Origin of the sequence: Rothia sp. HMSC065C12 (genome assembly GCF_001812085.1) — a bacterium.
In the GTDB taxonomy this organism is placed as follows: domain Bacteria; phylum Actinomycetota; class Actinomycetes; order Actinomycetales; family Micrococcaceae; genus Rothia; species Rothia mucilaginosa.
Genome location: NZ_KV807672.1, coordinates 24,663 through 38,526 on the forward strand (window position 1 = coordinate 24,663; position 13,864 = coordinate 38,526).

A 13,864-nucleotide genomic window follows, 5' to 3' on the forward strand; every position below is an offset into this window, starting at 1 on the left:
CCAGCACCGTGAACGCTTCCTCCGACCGGATGCGCGTGGTCGCCACGACCCCGATCCTGGCGGACTTGGCGCAGCAGATTGCAGGAGAGCGCGCCAGCGTGCACTCCCTGGTGCCCGCCGGTGCTGACCCGCACTCGTATGAGCCGAGCCTGCGCGATATCCGCGATGTCGCCTACGCCCGCTGCGCCCTGACGAACGGTCTGCTGCTGGAGCAGCGTAAGCTCAGCAAAATGGTTGAGGCGAACCTGCCCGCAGGCGTTGTGTCCGTGGCGGTTGCGGAGAAGATTGAGCAGTACGGCGGCAAGCTGGAAGCCATTGTTGAGGATGCCTCCCTGGACTCCATCTGGCTGGGTTTGCGCGTTGAAGAGGGCGGGCAGAACGAATCTGCCCCCGCCGATTCTTCGGATGCGGGAATGCGCTTTGAGGTGCAGAGCGTGCGGGCGCGCACCTCTACCGATTCGTCGAATGCGCAGCTGGCTGCGTTCATTACGCAGACCTTCGGTGCGGTGGAGATGCTGTGCGATTCGCATGCGCGCGGCGTGAACCTCACCCGTGAGGGGGACACCGCGATCCGTACCGGCGATATGGGTTCGCTGGAGCTTCCGTTGCAGGCGCATACGCATCTGTCGTGGGCGTTTAGTGATGCCGGCGAGTACGCCATTGAGCTGAGCGCCACCGCGGTCAATGCGCCGGAGTCGGTGCGTTCTTCGCGCGGCACCCTGTACTGCGCGGTTGGTCGTGACCCGCAACAGCTGGTGGACCGTCTGGCGAAGGAACAGAACGTTTCTGCCTCGGACATCAAGGTTCTTTCCGCAGGTCACGCCGATATTACGGCACGTACCGGCGACGGCAGGCTCGTGCTTCGCGCGGATTCCTCCCAGGGCGCCGTAGAGTACGAACTGAACCGCACCGTGGTCGCGGTCCCCTCCCGCACCCTGCAGGAGGTGCCCGCCGGCGGCAGCTACCGTTTCCTGCGGTCGGGTGCTTCGGAGCATCGCGGTCAGGTGTACCTGCTGGCGCAGGCCGTTCTGGGCAAGCACGTACACGGCGAAATTGACCCGCACATTTGGCATTCGGTGCCGAACGCGAAGGCGAGCGTGCAGGTCATCCGTGACGCACTCACCTCCGCCGACCCGGAGGGTGCGAGCGAGTACGCGACCCGCACCGAGCAGGTCATGAAGGAGCTTGACACCTTAGACGCTCAGCTGCGTCAGGTGTACGGGGGCCTGCCGGAGTCGGCACGCAACCTGGTCACCACGCACGACGGCTACCGCTACCTGGCGAGTACCTACGAGTTGCACATTGCCGGTTTTGTGAGTGCCAGCGCCAGCGGCGAGCCGAGCATTCAGCAGCGTCAGCGTCTGCGTCGCACGGTCGAGGATTTGAAGGTTCCAGCGATTTATCTGGACAAGTCCACGGCGATGCGTTCACCGGTTCTCACGGAGCTGGCTCGGGAGGCTCAGGTGCGTACCGGGGTGCTCTATTCGGACACCCTGGATGCGCAGGCTCCTCACTACGCGCAGATGATGCTGGCGAATGCTCACACGATTGCACTGTGCTCTGGCAATGGCTCTGGCGGCGATTCTTCGGGTGCTAGTTGCTCGGAGGCAAGCACCTCATAACCCGGTTCTAAGCTCCCCACAAGCTAATATAGCCGTATCAGCATATAGATAATCTTTCACACACCGTTTCGGCCATGATTCTAGGAAGTCCTCATGATGAACTCAACCACCCCCTCCCGTTCCTCACGTAGCCGCGCCCTGCCCGCCCTGGCTCTGGGCGCCAGCCTCATGCTCACACCCCTGGGTATGGCACACGCGGAGACCACCCCGGCAACCGCTGAGGCAACCACCGAGAGCGCCTCGGCTCAGCCGAGCGACAGCAACCTCAGCCGCGGCGAGCGCGCCCTCACCCAGACCCTGTCGGCGGAGCAGCCGGTCGCATCCGGCCGCACCGAAATTTCTGCCGGTCACGTGGATATGGGTCCTCGTTTCAACAACGGCAAGTTTGAGCTCATGCTCCACGACGACCACGGCGAAACCCCCGTCTGGCGCAGCCTGGACGAGGTCATCTACCGCGGTAGCGACCAGGCGATCCTTGAGGTGCCGAACGACCCGCGCTACTCCTTCGTGGGTGCGCCCGCCGGCTCTAAGGTGTACGTCATTCCGCAGACCGAAACTAAGGGCGTGATTTGGCCGGGTTGGAACACTCAGGATCCGCAGCTGGTGTCCAAGCTGAACCGCGGCGTGAACCTGACCCTGGAGCAGGTGAGCGGCCCCGGCACGTTCAGCCTGTACCTGGAGAACGGCAACTTCTCGGCACCGCAGGTGCTGTGGTCCTCGACCAAGAGTGAGCCGCAGAAGCTGTGGGTGGAGAAGAACACTCACACCCACGCAAACTGGGTGTTCACCGCCCCCGGCGAGTACCTGCTGAAGGTCACCGCGAGCGCTGAGCTGTCTGACGGTTCGACCGTGTCTGATACCCGCTACCTGAAGTTTGCGGTGGGTGATTCTGCGAGCGCTGATGCCCTGTACGCGATGGAGGCGCAGGCTCGCGGTTCCTCGGGTTCGGCTTCTGCTACTTCTCAGGCCGCCGGTACCCAGGCGTCCGGTGCACAGGCATCCGGTTCTTCTTCTGCCGCCGCAGCGAGCGATCAGAGCGGTTTCCGTGCTGAGTTCACGATTTCCTGGAGTCCTATTGTCGCTGGCATCGTGGTCGTGGTGGGCGTGGGCGCATTCATCGCCTCCCGACGTCGCCGCTCCTCCGCGCAGCGTGAGGCACTGGATGAAGTGCGCGGTGACCGTTCGTGAGCGCATCGGTAACAGCGGGTACTGAGCCCGTCCTAGAGATTTCAAACCTGTACGCCGGCTACGCGCGCCGTTCCATCCTCAAGGATCTGTCCCTGACCCTGGAGCGCGGCGAGTTTACGGGTCTGATTGGTGCTAATGGTGCCGGCAAGACCACGCTGCTGCGCACCATTTTGGGTCTGATTCGCCCGGCGTCCGGTCAGGTTCGGGTGCTGGGTGAGTCGCCGCGTGTGGCGCGTGCGCATATTGGTTATGTGCCGCAGAAGCACCAGTTCCAGTGGGATTTTCCGCTGACCGTTAAGGACACGGTGATGACCGGTCGCGTGCGTGAGATTGGGTTCTTCCGCCGCCCGGCGAAGAAGGATTGGGTTCAGGTTTTTTCGGCGATGGAACGCACCGATGTTCTGCACCTGCAGGACGCTTCCATTGCGGAGCTTTCCGGTGGTCAGCGTCAGAGGGTTCTTTTGGCGCGCGCTTTGGCGGCGAACCCCTCCCTGCTACTGCTGGATGAGCCGTTTACGGGCGTGGACGCGCCGACTCAGACCACTCTGACTCGCCTGTACCGTGAGTTGGCGGGCGAGGGCATCACGATTCTGATGTCTACGCACGACATGCTGGCGGCGCGTGAGTCCTGCTCGCGTCTGTGCGGTGTGCGCGGCAATATTCACCTGGATGGTCCGGCGGACTCCTTTAGCCTGGAGCAGCTGCATACGTGGTTGCACGGTCACGATATTGAGGAGGCGCAGGGTCACGCCCGCACAGGCTTCACCTGTGCTGGTGGTGCGTTGGATGAGTACGGCCACGAGCTGCCCGATTCCTGTGCTTCTGATCTTTCCCTCTCCCCCGCCCATACTGCTTCTACCGGGGGTGCCCGTTGATTACTCCTATCGATTTTCTTGCCGACCTGTTCAACCCGTCTCTGGCCTTTCTTCCGCGCGCCCTGGCGGCGGTGCTGCTCGCGTCGGTGGTTACCGGTGTGGTGGGTTGCCACGTACTGATGCGCGGCATGGTCTTCATTGGCGATGCGGTGGCACACTCGGTGTTCCCGGGTCTTGCGGTGGCCTTCGTGCTGGGCGGCAACCTGGTCATGGGCGGTCTGACTGCGGGCGTGGTGACGGCTATTCTGGTGGCTATTTTTAGCCAGAATCAGCGGCTACGCGAGGATTCTGTGATCGGTATTTTCTTCGCGGCATCCTTTGCGTTGGGTATTGTGATTATTTCGTTGGCGCCGGGCTATTCGGGGTCGGTGCAGGATTTCTTGTTCGGCTCGATTGTGGGTGTTTCGAATGAGGACATTACCCAGGCCGCGATTATGGGTGCCGTTATTCTGCTGGTGTTGTGGCTGTTCCACCGCCAGATTGTGACGGTCAGCCTGGACCGTGAGAGTGCCCGCGCGATGGGCCTGCCGGTGCTTGCCCTGGATATTGTGCTGTACGTTCTGGTGACCATTTCTGTGGTGCTGGGTCTGCAGACGCTCGGTAATGTGCTGGTGTTAGCGCTTCTGGTGATTCCTGCGTCGGCTGCCCGGTTGGCGTGCCGCCGTCTGGGGTCGATGATGGTGTTCTCACCGGTGTTTGGCGGTATCTGCTCGATTGTTGGCCTGTATCTGTCGTGGGCGTTTAACCTGCCGACCGGTGGCACGATTGTGCTGTCGATGGTGGCGGCTTTTGTGCTGGTGTGGGCGGTGACGGCGGTTCGTTCGCGAGCGCGTGCCCAGCTGAAGAGCTAAGCCCAGCTCAACCCGGGCTCAACCCAACTTTTCTCGGCTAAACGCACGAGTAAACGCACGAGGCGCATCCCTGTTTTGGGGGTGCGCCTCGTGCGTTATTTACAGGTATTAAATACCCAAAGTGAATCATGTTCATGTTTAAAGAACCAAAAGATACACTCCGCGTAATAAAAGCGCATAATTCAACACGTCGGGTTTAATGAAAATACAACCTATCAAATATTTCTTATGGGTTGATACATGTAGTGATAAAGCAGTCACTACACCCTCATTAGAGCTTCAAAGAAGGAGTCATCATGAAGGCATATGTATACCACGGCCCCGACCAGAAAGGCGCCTGGGAGGAAGTCCCGAACCCCACCATTCTTGAGCCCACGGACGTTATCGCCCGTGTCGACACCACCACCATTTGCGGTACTGACCTGCACATCCTGAAGGGTGACTGCCCCGAGGTGGACCACGGACGCATCCTGGGCCACGAGGCTGTCGGTACCATTACCGAGGTTGGCTCCGCGGTGACTGACCTGAAGGTCGGCGACCGCATCATCATCCCCGCCGTGACCAGCTGCGGTAAGTGCTCCTACTGTAAGGCGAACCAGCCTTCGCACTGCCAGACCGTTGGTGGTGTCGGCTGGATTTTCGGTTACATGATTGACGGCACCCAGGCAGAGTACGTGCGTGTTCCCTACGCAGAGACCTCGGTTCACCTGGTTCCGGAGGGCCTGACCGACGAGGACGTCCTCTTCCTCACCGACGCACTGCCCACCGGCTTCGAGATCGGTATTCTGAACGGCAACACCAAGCCCGGCGACACCGTCGCTGTCGTGGGTGCAGGCCCCGTGGGTCTGGGTGCAATCATGACCGCTAACCTCTGCGGTGCCGGCCGCGTCATCACCGTCGACTTCGACGAGAACCGCATGAACAAGGCACTGGAGCTGGGTGCAACCGATAAGGTCAACGCGGGAGACCCGGACTTCATCGAGAAGATTAAGGCTCTCTCCCCCGACGGCCTGGGCGTGGACGTGGCAATTGAGGCTGTGGGCGTTCCGCAGACCTTCGAGACCTGCACCAAGATTGTTCGCCCCTACGGCAACATCGCTAACGCTGGCGTGCACGGCAAGCCCGTTGAGCTGCCCCTGAACACCATGTGGATTTCTAACGTTCGCATCAACATGGGCCTGGTCAACTGCAATACCGTCGGCAACCTGCTGAACATGGTCCGCTCCGGTCGCCTGAACGCTAAGGCAATGGCAACCCACCGCTTCACTTTCGACCAGTTCGAGGAGGCATACGACCTGTTCAGCCACGCTGCCGAGCACAACGTGGTGAAGGTTGTTATCTCCCGTAACCCCGAGGTTGCGGCATAGACAGCGGTAAGCTCATATACCGCTCATACTGAAACCCCAAACTTTCGTTAGGGATTTCAGTGGGATGTATTCATGACACTGCGAACATCCCCACGATTCGCCTCCGGGTGGGAGAGGGTAGGTCCCACCCGGAGCGCGAATCGCCCTCCCCTACCCCGAGATGTAGTTATTTTCTGAAGAGACAAGATTTTCTGAAAATTCAACTTTGAGATGCGCCAGCTCGGGGTTTTCTGTTCCCTCAACCCATTCTTTGGGCAACCCGTTCTTTGGCGGGCTCAACCTGTTCTTTGGTGGGTTTAGGGGCGGTTCCTCAAGCATGATGCACCCTCCACCGGGCGCTCTGCCGACCCGCTCTTGCGGGTTCTTCTGCCAGGCAACCTCTACTGGTGGAGGGGCGCATCATTTGACTCTTCTTGGTCGGGCGGTACCTCCGATTCTGCTCCTCCTTGAAGGGAAAGGAAAAGGGTCGCACGCTTACGATTCAATGGCGATTCGTAGGCTGCGACCCTTTTCTCATGCCCGGATTTTGGTGCTCCGGAGATTTTCTGCGCTCCGGGCGGCTATTTAGTTTTTGGGCTTCTCAGCGCCGGGTTCCTCACTGGCGGCATCGTGCGGGATGCGGGTGAACGCCTCCGTGGGGTCGTCTGCCCCAGATACGGCAACTGCGGCGGAAGGTTCGGTAGCGCCTCCGGTGACGGGCTCGGTGGGTGCATCAGTTAAATCCCCGGAAGGCACGTCAACGGGCACCTCCGCAACGATGGGCTCCTCCGAGGCGGGTGCCTCCGGAGCTTTCTGCACATCCTCCGGCTTATCCTGAGCGTGAGCCTCTACGGGCTGCCCAGAAACAGGCTGCTCAGTAGCTACCGGCTCACCGTGCGCGGATTCCTTCTGCTCATCCTTGTGCGCGTCCTTATGTTCGAGCGTGTAAATGATGCGCGGTTCCAGACGCTCAAAACCAATCTTGGAACGCACCCAGTTCACGGTCCGGTCGATACGGTCCTCACCCTCGGTGGTTTCCACGACCCGGTAGTTGCGCGGCAGCATCACGCTGTCGCTGAGCACGCGCGGGTACTCGTCAATCTCCTGAATGCCCGCCATGTACATATTCTCGCGGAACTGCTGGGCGAACTCCTGCTGACCCAAGAACAGCTGGTCGGCGTAGGTTTTAGCCGCCAGGCGCTCGCTGTAGGCGTCCTTGGAATCGCGGGCACCCTTCTTGGAGCCGTAAATGTCCCAGAAGTAGAAGTACACGTTGTTCGCGATAATGGCGGAGATAATGCGGTTCTGCAGGTACACGAGGGAACCGACAGCGACCGCGCCAACAATCAGGAGCACCACGGCGAGCGGAGAAAGCGCAAAGTCAGGCAGATTGCCGCGGTGGTTCGTGAACAGGCCAATCAGGTAGACGATGGTGACCACGATAATCGGCACACCAATGAACACCGCGGCGAGGGGCGTCCAAATGTACAGCAGGCCGCGCAGAATCAGGCGGTAGTAGCGTACCGAGTCCCCAATGGCGATGGGCGTGGGCTTCACGGAGGAGTGCGCACGCTTCATGAGCAGGCTGAACACGCGGTTGCTGTCGATGCCGACTTTACGCAGCTTCGATTCGAGGGAGGCACGTTTGAGGAAGACCCGGTAGTTTTCGAGGACGACGCGCTGGTCGGAGGTGAGGCTCTCCGGGTCGGGTAGCGCGCTGATGTCCATGCCAGCTTCGGTCAGTAGCTTGCTCCACAACTCTAAGCGCGCCAGTTCGGAGGGTTTTGCCGCCGCCTGCGCCTGGTAGTTCTTGTAGGAGATGAAAATGGTGCTGGCACCAATCAGTAGCGTGATGAAGGGTGCTATCCAGTCTTTGAGTCCCATGGTGGCGTTCCTCCTTGAGTGTGTGGAGCCGCTGGTTCCGCGGTCTTTTCAGCGCGTCTTTTCGGGACGTCTTTTTCGGGCGCAAGCCCGCTGTTTTTACCGTACCACCGGCACCTGTGCTGAACCTTTAAATGCGCAGGTGGGTGCGTAAAAATAGCCCCGCCTCCCGATGCTGCGGTAGCGTCAGGAGGCGGGGCTCATGTATTCCGAATTAGTGTTCTCGCTGGGTTAGCGCGCAGAGTTAGTGCGCGGAATTAGTGGTCAGCGGGCTTCATTTCGCGCGGTGCCTTGCGGATCATGAAGTAGCTAATGACGGCCATAACACCCATGAGCACGGCGCTGAATGCGGAGCTCAGCACCACGCCGGAGTCGAAGGCAGCGAATGCGGAGGAGAGCAGCTGGTTCGCCTGCTCGCCACCCACCTGGCTTGCGACCGTCACGGCACCGCCGAGGGTTTCGTGGGCGTGGTCGGCGAGAGTCTCATCCAGGCCGTCGGGTACAACCACATTTGCGCGGTAGACGGCGGTGAGCATGCCACCAATGATGACGGTGCCGAGCACCGTACCTGTCTCGTAGGAGGTCTCCGAGATCGCGGATGCCGCACCAGCCTTACGCGGCGGCACGCTGGAGAGCATCAGGTCGTTCGAAATGGTCTGCGCAATACCGATGCCGGTACCGAGCACAATGAAGATCAGGATAATCACCAAGTCGTTGTGCGCACCCAGGAAGGCGAGCACCGCGAACGCGGCAGCGTGGAGCGCCAGACCGAAAGACACCACCTGCGCCGGGTGGAAGTGCACCGCCACGCGCGCAATCACCAGACCGGCGATAATGATCGCCAGGGTACCGGGAATCAGCAGCATACCGGCGTACATGGGCGGCAGACCGGAGACCAACTGCAGGTGCTGGGAGGCGAAGTAGATGAAGCCAACGTCCACCATCATGGAGATGAGGTTTGCGGTAATCGCGCCGGTGAACACGGTGTTGCGGAAGAGGCGCACATCCAGCATGGGCTGAATATCGTTCTTCTCGCGGTTGAGCTGACGCAGCACGAACAGGACAATGAAGCACAGGCCGGCAAGGATGGTGCTGATAGCCACCGCATCGAACCCGGTTTCGGAGGTGTGAGTCAGACCGAAGGTAATGCCGGTCATGCCGGTCATAATCAGCAGGATGCTCAGCGGATCCACCGGGCTGGGGTTCGGGTCCTTCGACTCGGGAACCATAATCGGGGCGAGAATCAGCAGAGGAATCAGAATCGGCACAGCGAGCAGGAACACCGAACCCCAGTCGAAGTGCTCCAGCAGGAAACCACCCACAATCGGGCCCAGCGCCGCACCCGCCGAGAAGCCCGAAGCCCACACGGCAATAGCGATGCGGCGCTCGGTCGCATCCACAAAGATATTGCGAATAATCGACAGGGTTGCCGGCATGAGCATGGCGCCAAAAATGCCAAGCAGGGCGCGGGCAACCACGAGCATCAGCGCGGAGGGCGCGAATGCCGCGAGCGCAGAGATTGCCGCGAAGCCGGTCGAGCCGATGAGCAGCAGCTTGCGGCGACCGATGCGGTCACCGATAGCGCCCATGGGCACGAGCAGGGCGGAGAGCACCAGGGAGTAGGAGTCAACGATCCACAGCTGCTCCGCGGAGGAGGGGCTCAGCGCCTTAGCGATTGCGGGCACCGCGAAGGCAAGCACTGTGTTGTCGATGGAGACCAGGAGCACCGGGAGCATGAGCACACCGAGTGCCGCCCAGCGCTTGGTCTTCTGGTCGGGGGCGTGAATGGGCAGAGCCGTGGTGTGCGGATTGTGATTCGTCATGGGTTGTTTTCGTGCGTCTATAAGGTGTCGGCTGATGCGGCGGACGCGGCGGCATCAGCTCGGCCTGTCTTTTGGGCTAGGTCTTTTAGTGAGGTTTTAGGGGTCCGGACGGGGCCATAAACGAAGATTAACTATACCAACTGGACGGTATAGTTTCAAGCGGTTAGACTGGTACCCATGACCACCCCCAACCACCGCAAACAGCGCGCCAACATCTCCCGCGAACACATCCTCGACACCTACGTCGACCTGCTGATTCGCTCGGGAGAACGCGCCGCAACCCTCGACGCCGTCGCCACCGCCGCCAAGGTTTCCAAGGGCGGGCTACTCTACCACTTCTCATCCAAGAAGGCGCTCCTTGAAGCGCTCGCAGAACGCACCCTCACCCTGGCTGAAGAGGACTTCGCGGCAATGGAGCAGGCACCCGAGGGGGCAAGCGCCTACTACATCAATTCCTCCACGCCGGATAACACCCCGTTCGACCGTGCCCTCATTGCCCTCAGCCGCCTGGCGCAGAACAATAATGAGCTCGCCCAGCAGACCATGAGTCGCGTACAGGATGGCTGGCATGCGCTCGTTCTCGCTGAGCTGGGTGATGAACAGATTGCCCGCACCGTGCTGCTTCTGGGTGATGGCATGTACTACAACGCGGCATTCGGAGGCGACTCCGCCAGCCCGCAGAGGGCTGCAGCCATCGCGGCAGACCGTGCGGCACTCGAACGCGCCCTGCAGGTACTCAAGGCGGCGGCTCGTTAAACCACAAAAGCCACCCGATACAGCGGTTAAAGCCACAAGCTAAAACCGCTACCTCAAACCCTATTCTTCAGCGCCGGCGAGCACCCGGGGCTTAAACTGGAAGGGTACGTATCTACTCTTCAACCAAGGAGTTCCGATGATTTTCATTGCTGTAAAGTTCCCCGTCAAGCCCGAATACGCTGACCAGTGGATTGAGAAGACCCGCGCTTTCACCGAGGCAACCCGCGCCGAGGAAGGCAATAAGTTCTTCGAGTGGTCCCGCAGTGTTGAGGACCCGAACGAGTTCGTTCTGCTCGAGGCTTTCAACGACGATGCAGCTGGCCCGCACGTGAACTCTGACCACTTCCAGCAGGCTATGAAGGACATGCGTCCGCTGCTGACTGCAACCCCGAAGATTATTTCTCGCCTGGTTGACGGCGACGGCTGGGACGCTATGGGCGAGCTGCAGATCGACTAGTCTGCACCCCTGATATGCACCTAAAACTGCATAGTTAGATGTTGCATAAGTAGACGCTAAAGCGCCTCTCCTGCCTGTTCTATTGGACAGGCAGGAGGGGTGCTTTGGCGTGTCCGGTACCTGAACTTTTCCCCTTGACACGACGCGGATGGTACCGGTTTTCGACTCAGCGGGTGCCTTGCGTGCATTTTTACCCTATTAACCCCTTAAAATGGGTAGAGTATGCACACCTATCGATACCCATTCGCACAGGAGGCTTGAATGAGCATCGCATCCCAGCCTCTTCCCGGCGCAGTCGCCGTTGAAGAGCACAACGACGTGGACCACACCTCTGTATCCCTCGCCGTCTCGACCGTTATTCTGGCACTGCGCCCCAAGGACAACGAAACCCACCCGACCCTGTGGCTGCCGCTGGTTCGCCGCCTCCGCGAGCCCTATAAGGGCCAGTGGGCACTTCCTGGCGGTCCGCTTAACCCGAATCTTTCCCTCGAAGAGGCAGCGGCTTCGACCCTGAAGCGTGCAACCAATCTGCAGCCCGGCTACCTGGAGCAGCTCTACGCGTTCGGCGACGTTCTGCGCACCCCCGAGGCGCGCGCCGCCCGCGTTGTGGGAGAGCCCGAACCGGCACCCGGTACTGATCATGAGCGCGTGGTGTCCGTGGTGTACTGGGCGTCGATTCCCGCCACCGAGGTCGCGAACACTCGCGTGCACGAGAACATCCGCTGGTTCCCGGTGGATGAGCTGCCCGAGCTCGCCTTCGACCACAACGAAATCATTGAGTACGCACTCTACCGCCTGCAGAACAAGGTCGAGTACTCGCGTATTGCGCACTCTTTCTTGGGTGAGGAGTTCACCCTGGCGCAGCTGCGTGAGGTGTACGAGGCGATTCTGGGTCGCACCCTGGATCCGGCGAACTTCCGCCGCCAGATTGCGGCATCGAAGTCGATTATTGACACCGGCCGCCGCGTGGAGGGCACCCGCCACCGCCCGCCGCGCCTGTACCGTTACAACGACGCTCAGGCATACGCGGATGCGGGCCCGCTGGGCATGTACCGTGAGCGCCACGAGGCGTAATAGCGTTTCGCGCGTTGTACGCGCGCAGATTTAATGCCTCAAAGGAGGGGCGGCACCGAATGGTGTCGCCCTTCTTTTTGCGTTGTCTAGGGGATATCGGCACTTGTCAGGAGGTTTTGTGGGAGGGTGTTTGACTCAGCACCCGCACGCTCCCTATGCTGGAGTCCTCAGCTCGCTTTTACCGCCACCTCGTTGCAGAAGTAGCCGACGGAGCTGAACGTATCGTTTGACCGAAGCCGTCCAAGGCGCAACCGGGGTGCCCTTCGGAATCTAGGAGGCATCAAAGAAATGACCCACCGAGCATAAGCCCGGACTCAGAAAAATTTTTCGCGCGCTCACGCAACTATTTGCGCAGACATATTCCCCTGCGCACGTCCATTTTTCTGCGTGTCTCCATCAGCGCGCACGCACCCGGGCACAGGTACATCCACCGTTACGCTCGGGTTTTTTCATGCCTTCACGCCTTCATGTGCGTTGGCAGGAATCCGAGCACCTACTCGAAGGAACTCGGCCCATGCCACACCACATTACACTCGACCATATTTCGTATGCACATCCGGGTGAGCCCCCACTTTTTGCGGATCTTTCGGCGGTATTTTCGGCACCTCTGACCGGACTTATCGGCGATAACGGCGCCGGAAAAACTACCCTCTTCAGACTTATTCTTGGCGACATAAACCCTAGTCAAGGCATAATCAGCACCCCATCGCACATAGCGTACCTACCGCAAGATTTAGGGTTGAGTGGGCATCAGCATCTTGCCGATATTTTTGGAATTACAAAAATACTGCAGGCGCTTGATGCACTGGAATCGGGCGAATATTCCCCCAGCCTTTACGACACCATAGGCGACGCCTGGGATATTGAAGAACGCACCCTCGCAGCCCTTGCCGAACATGGTTTTGGTCCTGCCCTCACTACGACCGATACACAGGCCCGTCGCAACCTTCTGATGCGTCCCCTTAGCACCTTTTCAGGTGGTCAGACGGTCACAGCCGCACTCACCGCGCTTCTGTATTCAGACCCAGAGTTCATTCTGCTCGACGAACCGACGAACAACCTGGACTCCGCGGCGAAAGCCCAGCTCTTCACGACACTGGAGGCGCTACCCTGCCCGGCGCTCATTATCAGCCACGACCGCGATCTGCTGGAGCGCGTGAACGTGATTGCCGAGCTTCACGCCGACCGTCAGGGGCTGGCTCATCTGCGCCTCTTCGAGGGTAACTACAGCACCTACCGACAGGCACTGGACACCGAGCAGCAGGCAGCTCAGCGTCGCGTGACCGAGGCGAAGAATGAGGCGCGTAAGGCTGAGCGTGAGCGTGCCGAGAACCAGATTAAGCTCGATCGCAACACTCGCCGAGGTCGCGAATTTGAGCGGTCAAAGCGGAAACCTGGCATGGCTATGGGCCTGGATAAGAACAGTTCAGAGCGCTCTGCCGGGAAACTTCACACAGCCCACGAAAGCATGGTGGCGGATGCGCGGGCGGCAGTTGGAGAAGCCCAAGAGAACCTGCGCATGCAGGAGCGTATCTATCTGGAACTTGTTCAGGATGCACTCCCATTGGGGCGGAAAGTACTGGAATTACATCGGGTGAAGAACGACTCTTGCGCATCTACACCACAGAGCACCGACCTTAAGAATGCGTACACCCAAAACACCGTTTCACGTGAAACACAACCATATAAAGTTGATTATCTGCTTCAAATCCAAGATTTTCCCGAGGTTCTTATCCTGACCGGACCCGAACACCTGCACATCACGGGAGCAAACGGCAGTGGCAAGACTGTGCTTCTCAATGCGATAGCGCACGCGAATGACCCTGATTACCGTTCCCCAGTGCCGCCTGCATACCAAGTGCTCTACCGCCTGGACAAGACCGCATACCTGCCGCAGCGCATCATCCTCGACCCGGAGCTCACCCTCCTTGAAACCGTACAGAGGGCGAATCCCGGTGCGAGCGAACAGCATCTGCGTGACCAGCTGGCGC

12 protein-coding genes are annotated in these 13,864 nt (G+C 60.0%); 9 read left to right on the forward strand and 3 right to left on the reverse strand.

The genetic code is table 11. From position 1 onward, the window contains the following. Window positions 1–8: 8 nt before the first annotated feature. The 5 genes from HMPREF2836_RS02250 to HMPREF2836_RS02270 all read left to right on the forward strand — a co-directional run bounded on the left by HMPREF2836_RS02250 (window position 9) and on the right by HMPREF2836_RS02270 (window position 5,903). Window positions 9–1,622 (forward strand): anchored repeat ABC transporter, substrate-binding protein, encoded by a 1,614-nt coding sequence (locus HMPREF2836_RS02250; protein ID WP_246822802.1) that lies wholly within the window; start codon window positions 9–11, stop codon window positions 1,620–1,622. A gap of 93 nt (window positions 1,623–1,715) precedes the next feature. Beyond that, window positions 1,716–2,810: a TIGR03773 family transporter-associated surface protein gene (locus HMPREF2836_RS02255; protein WP_070629345.1), complete on the forward strand. Its 1,095-nt coding sequence runs from the start codon at window positions 1,716–1,718 to the stop codon at window positions 2,808–2,810. Beyond that, window positions 2,807–3,685, forward strand: a complete 879-nt coding sequence (locus HMPREF2836_RS02260; protein ID WP_070629346.1) for a metal ABC transporter ATP-binding protein — start codon at window positions 2,807–2,809, stop codon at window positions 3,683–3,685. The genes HMPREF2836_RS02255 and HMPREF2836_RS02260 overlap by 4 nt, the downstream gene beginning before the upstream one ends. Further along, a complete protein-coding gene (locus HMPREF2836_RS02265; RefSeq protein ID WP_049350274.1) occupies window positions 3,682–4,536 on the forward strand; it encodes an anchored repeat-type ABC transporter permease subunit in 855 nt (284 codons plus the stop codon). Before HMPREF2836_RS02260 ends, HMPREF2836_RS02265 begins: the two co-directional genes overlap by 4 nt. A gap of 296 nt (window positions 4,537–4,832) precedes the next feature. Further along, the gene (locus HMPREF2836_RS02270; protein WP_049352853.1) at window positions 4,833–5,903 is read left to right on the forward strand and encodes an alcohol dehydrogenase catalytic domain-containing protein; all 1,071 of its coding nucleotides are present in this window, start codon (window positions 4,833–4,835) and stop codon (window positions 5,901–5,903) included. Window positions 5,904–6,053: 150 nt separating this feature from the next. Here HMPREF2836_RS02270 and HMPREF2836_RS09285 read toward each other — a convergent pair whose 3' ends face one another. The 3 genes from HMPREF2836_RS09285 to HMPREF2836_RS02280 form a co-directional block, all read right to left on the reverse strand. After that, the gene (locus HMPREF2836_RS09285; RefSeq protein WP_168163647.1) at window positions 6,054–6,221 is read right to left on the reverse strand and encodes a hypothetical protein; all 168 of its coding nucleotides are present in this window, start codon (window positions 6,219–6,221) and stop codon (window positions 6,054–6,056) included. 246 nt (window positions 6,222–6,467) lie between these two features. Next, window positions 6,468–7,766 carry an ICP22 family protein gene (locus HMPREF2836_RS02275; RefSeq protein WP_070629348.1) on the reverse strand — a complete coding sequence of 433 codons (1,299 nt, stop codon included), beginning with the start codon at window positions 7,764–7,766 and terminating at the stop codon, window positions 6,468–6,470. Between the two features lie 254 nt (window positions 7,767–8,020). Next, window positions 8,021–9,586: an MFS transporter gene (locus tag HMPREF2836_RS02280; RefSeq protein ID WP_049338178.1), complete on the reverse strand. Its 1,566-nt coding sequence runs from the start codon at window positions 9,584–9,586 to the stop codon at window positions 8,021–8,023. A gap of 177 nt (window positions 9,587–9,763) precedes the next feature. Between HMPREF2836_RS02280 and HMPREF2836_RS02285 the strand changes: the two genes are divergently transcribed. From HMPREF2836_RS02285 to HMPREF2836_RS02300, 4 genes are all read left to right on the forward strand, one after another. Then, on the forward strand, window positions 9,764–10,342 hold the full coding sequence (locus HMPREF2836_RS02285; protein ID WP_070629350.1) for a TetR/AcrR family transcriptional regulator: 579 nt from the start codon (window positions 9,764–9,766) through the stop codon (window positions 10,340–10,342). A gap of 136 nt (window positions 10,343–10,478) precedes the next feature. Continuing rightward, the gene (locus HMPREF2836_RS02290) at window positions 10,479–10,799 is read left to right on the forward strand and encodes a putative quinol monooxygenase (protein ID WP_049360721.1); all 321 of its coding nucleotides are present in this window, start codon (window positions 10,479–10,481) and stop codon (window positions 10,797–10,799) included. Window positions 10,800–11,060: 261 nt separating this feature from the next. After that, entirely contained in the window at window positions 11,061–11,873 is an 813-nt protein-coding gene (locus HMPREF2836_RS02295) for an NUDIX hydrolase (protein WP_070629352.1), read from the forward strand. 514 nt (window positions 11,874–12,387) lie between these two features. After that, window positions 12,388–13,864, forward strand: a 1,477-nt coding sequence (locus tag HMPREF2836_RS02300) for an ATP-binding cassette domain-containing protein (RefSeq protein WP_070629357.1), incomplete at its 3' end; no start/stop codon positions are given.

Excerpts from the sequence above, each read along its gene's own strand:
- HMPREF2836_RS02285 (WP_070629350.1), top strand. The coding sequence starts at position 9,764 with ATGACCACCCCCAACCACCGCAAACAGCGCGCCAACATCTCCCGCGAA.
- HMPREF2836_RS02280 (WP_049338178.1), bottom strand. The coding sequence starts at position 9,586 with ATGACGAATCACAATCCGCACACCACGGCTCTGCCCATTCACGCCCCC.
- HMPREF2836_RS02295 (WP_070629352.1), top strand. The coding sequence starts at position 11,061 with ATGAGCATCGCATCCCAGCCTCTTCCCGGCGCAGTCGCCGTTGAAGAG.
- HMPREF2836_RS02255 (WP_070629345.1), top strand. The coding sequence starts at position 1,716 with ATGATGAACTCAACCACCCCCTCCCGTTCCTCACGTAGCCGCGCCCTG.
- HMPREF2836_RS02290 (WP_049360721.1), top strand. The coding sequence starts at position 10,479 with ATGATTTTCATTGCTGTAAAGTTCCCCGTCAAGCCCGAATACGCTGAC.
- HMPREF2836_RS02270 (WP_049352853.1), top strand. The coding sequence starts at position 4,833 with ATGAAGGCATATGTATACCACGGCCCCGACCAGAAAGGCGCCTGGGAG.
- HMPREF2836_RS02275 (WP_070629348.1), bottom strand. The coding sequence starts at position 7,766 with ATGGGACTCAAAGACTGGATAGCACCCTTCATCACGCTACTGATTGGT.
- HMPREF2836_RS09285 (WP_168163647.1), bottom strand. The coding sequence starts at position 6,221 with ATGCTTGAGGAACCGCCCCTAAACCCACCAAAGAACAGGTTGAGCCCG.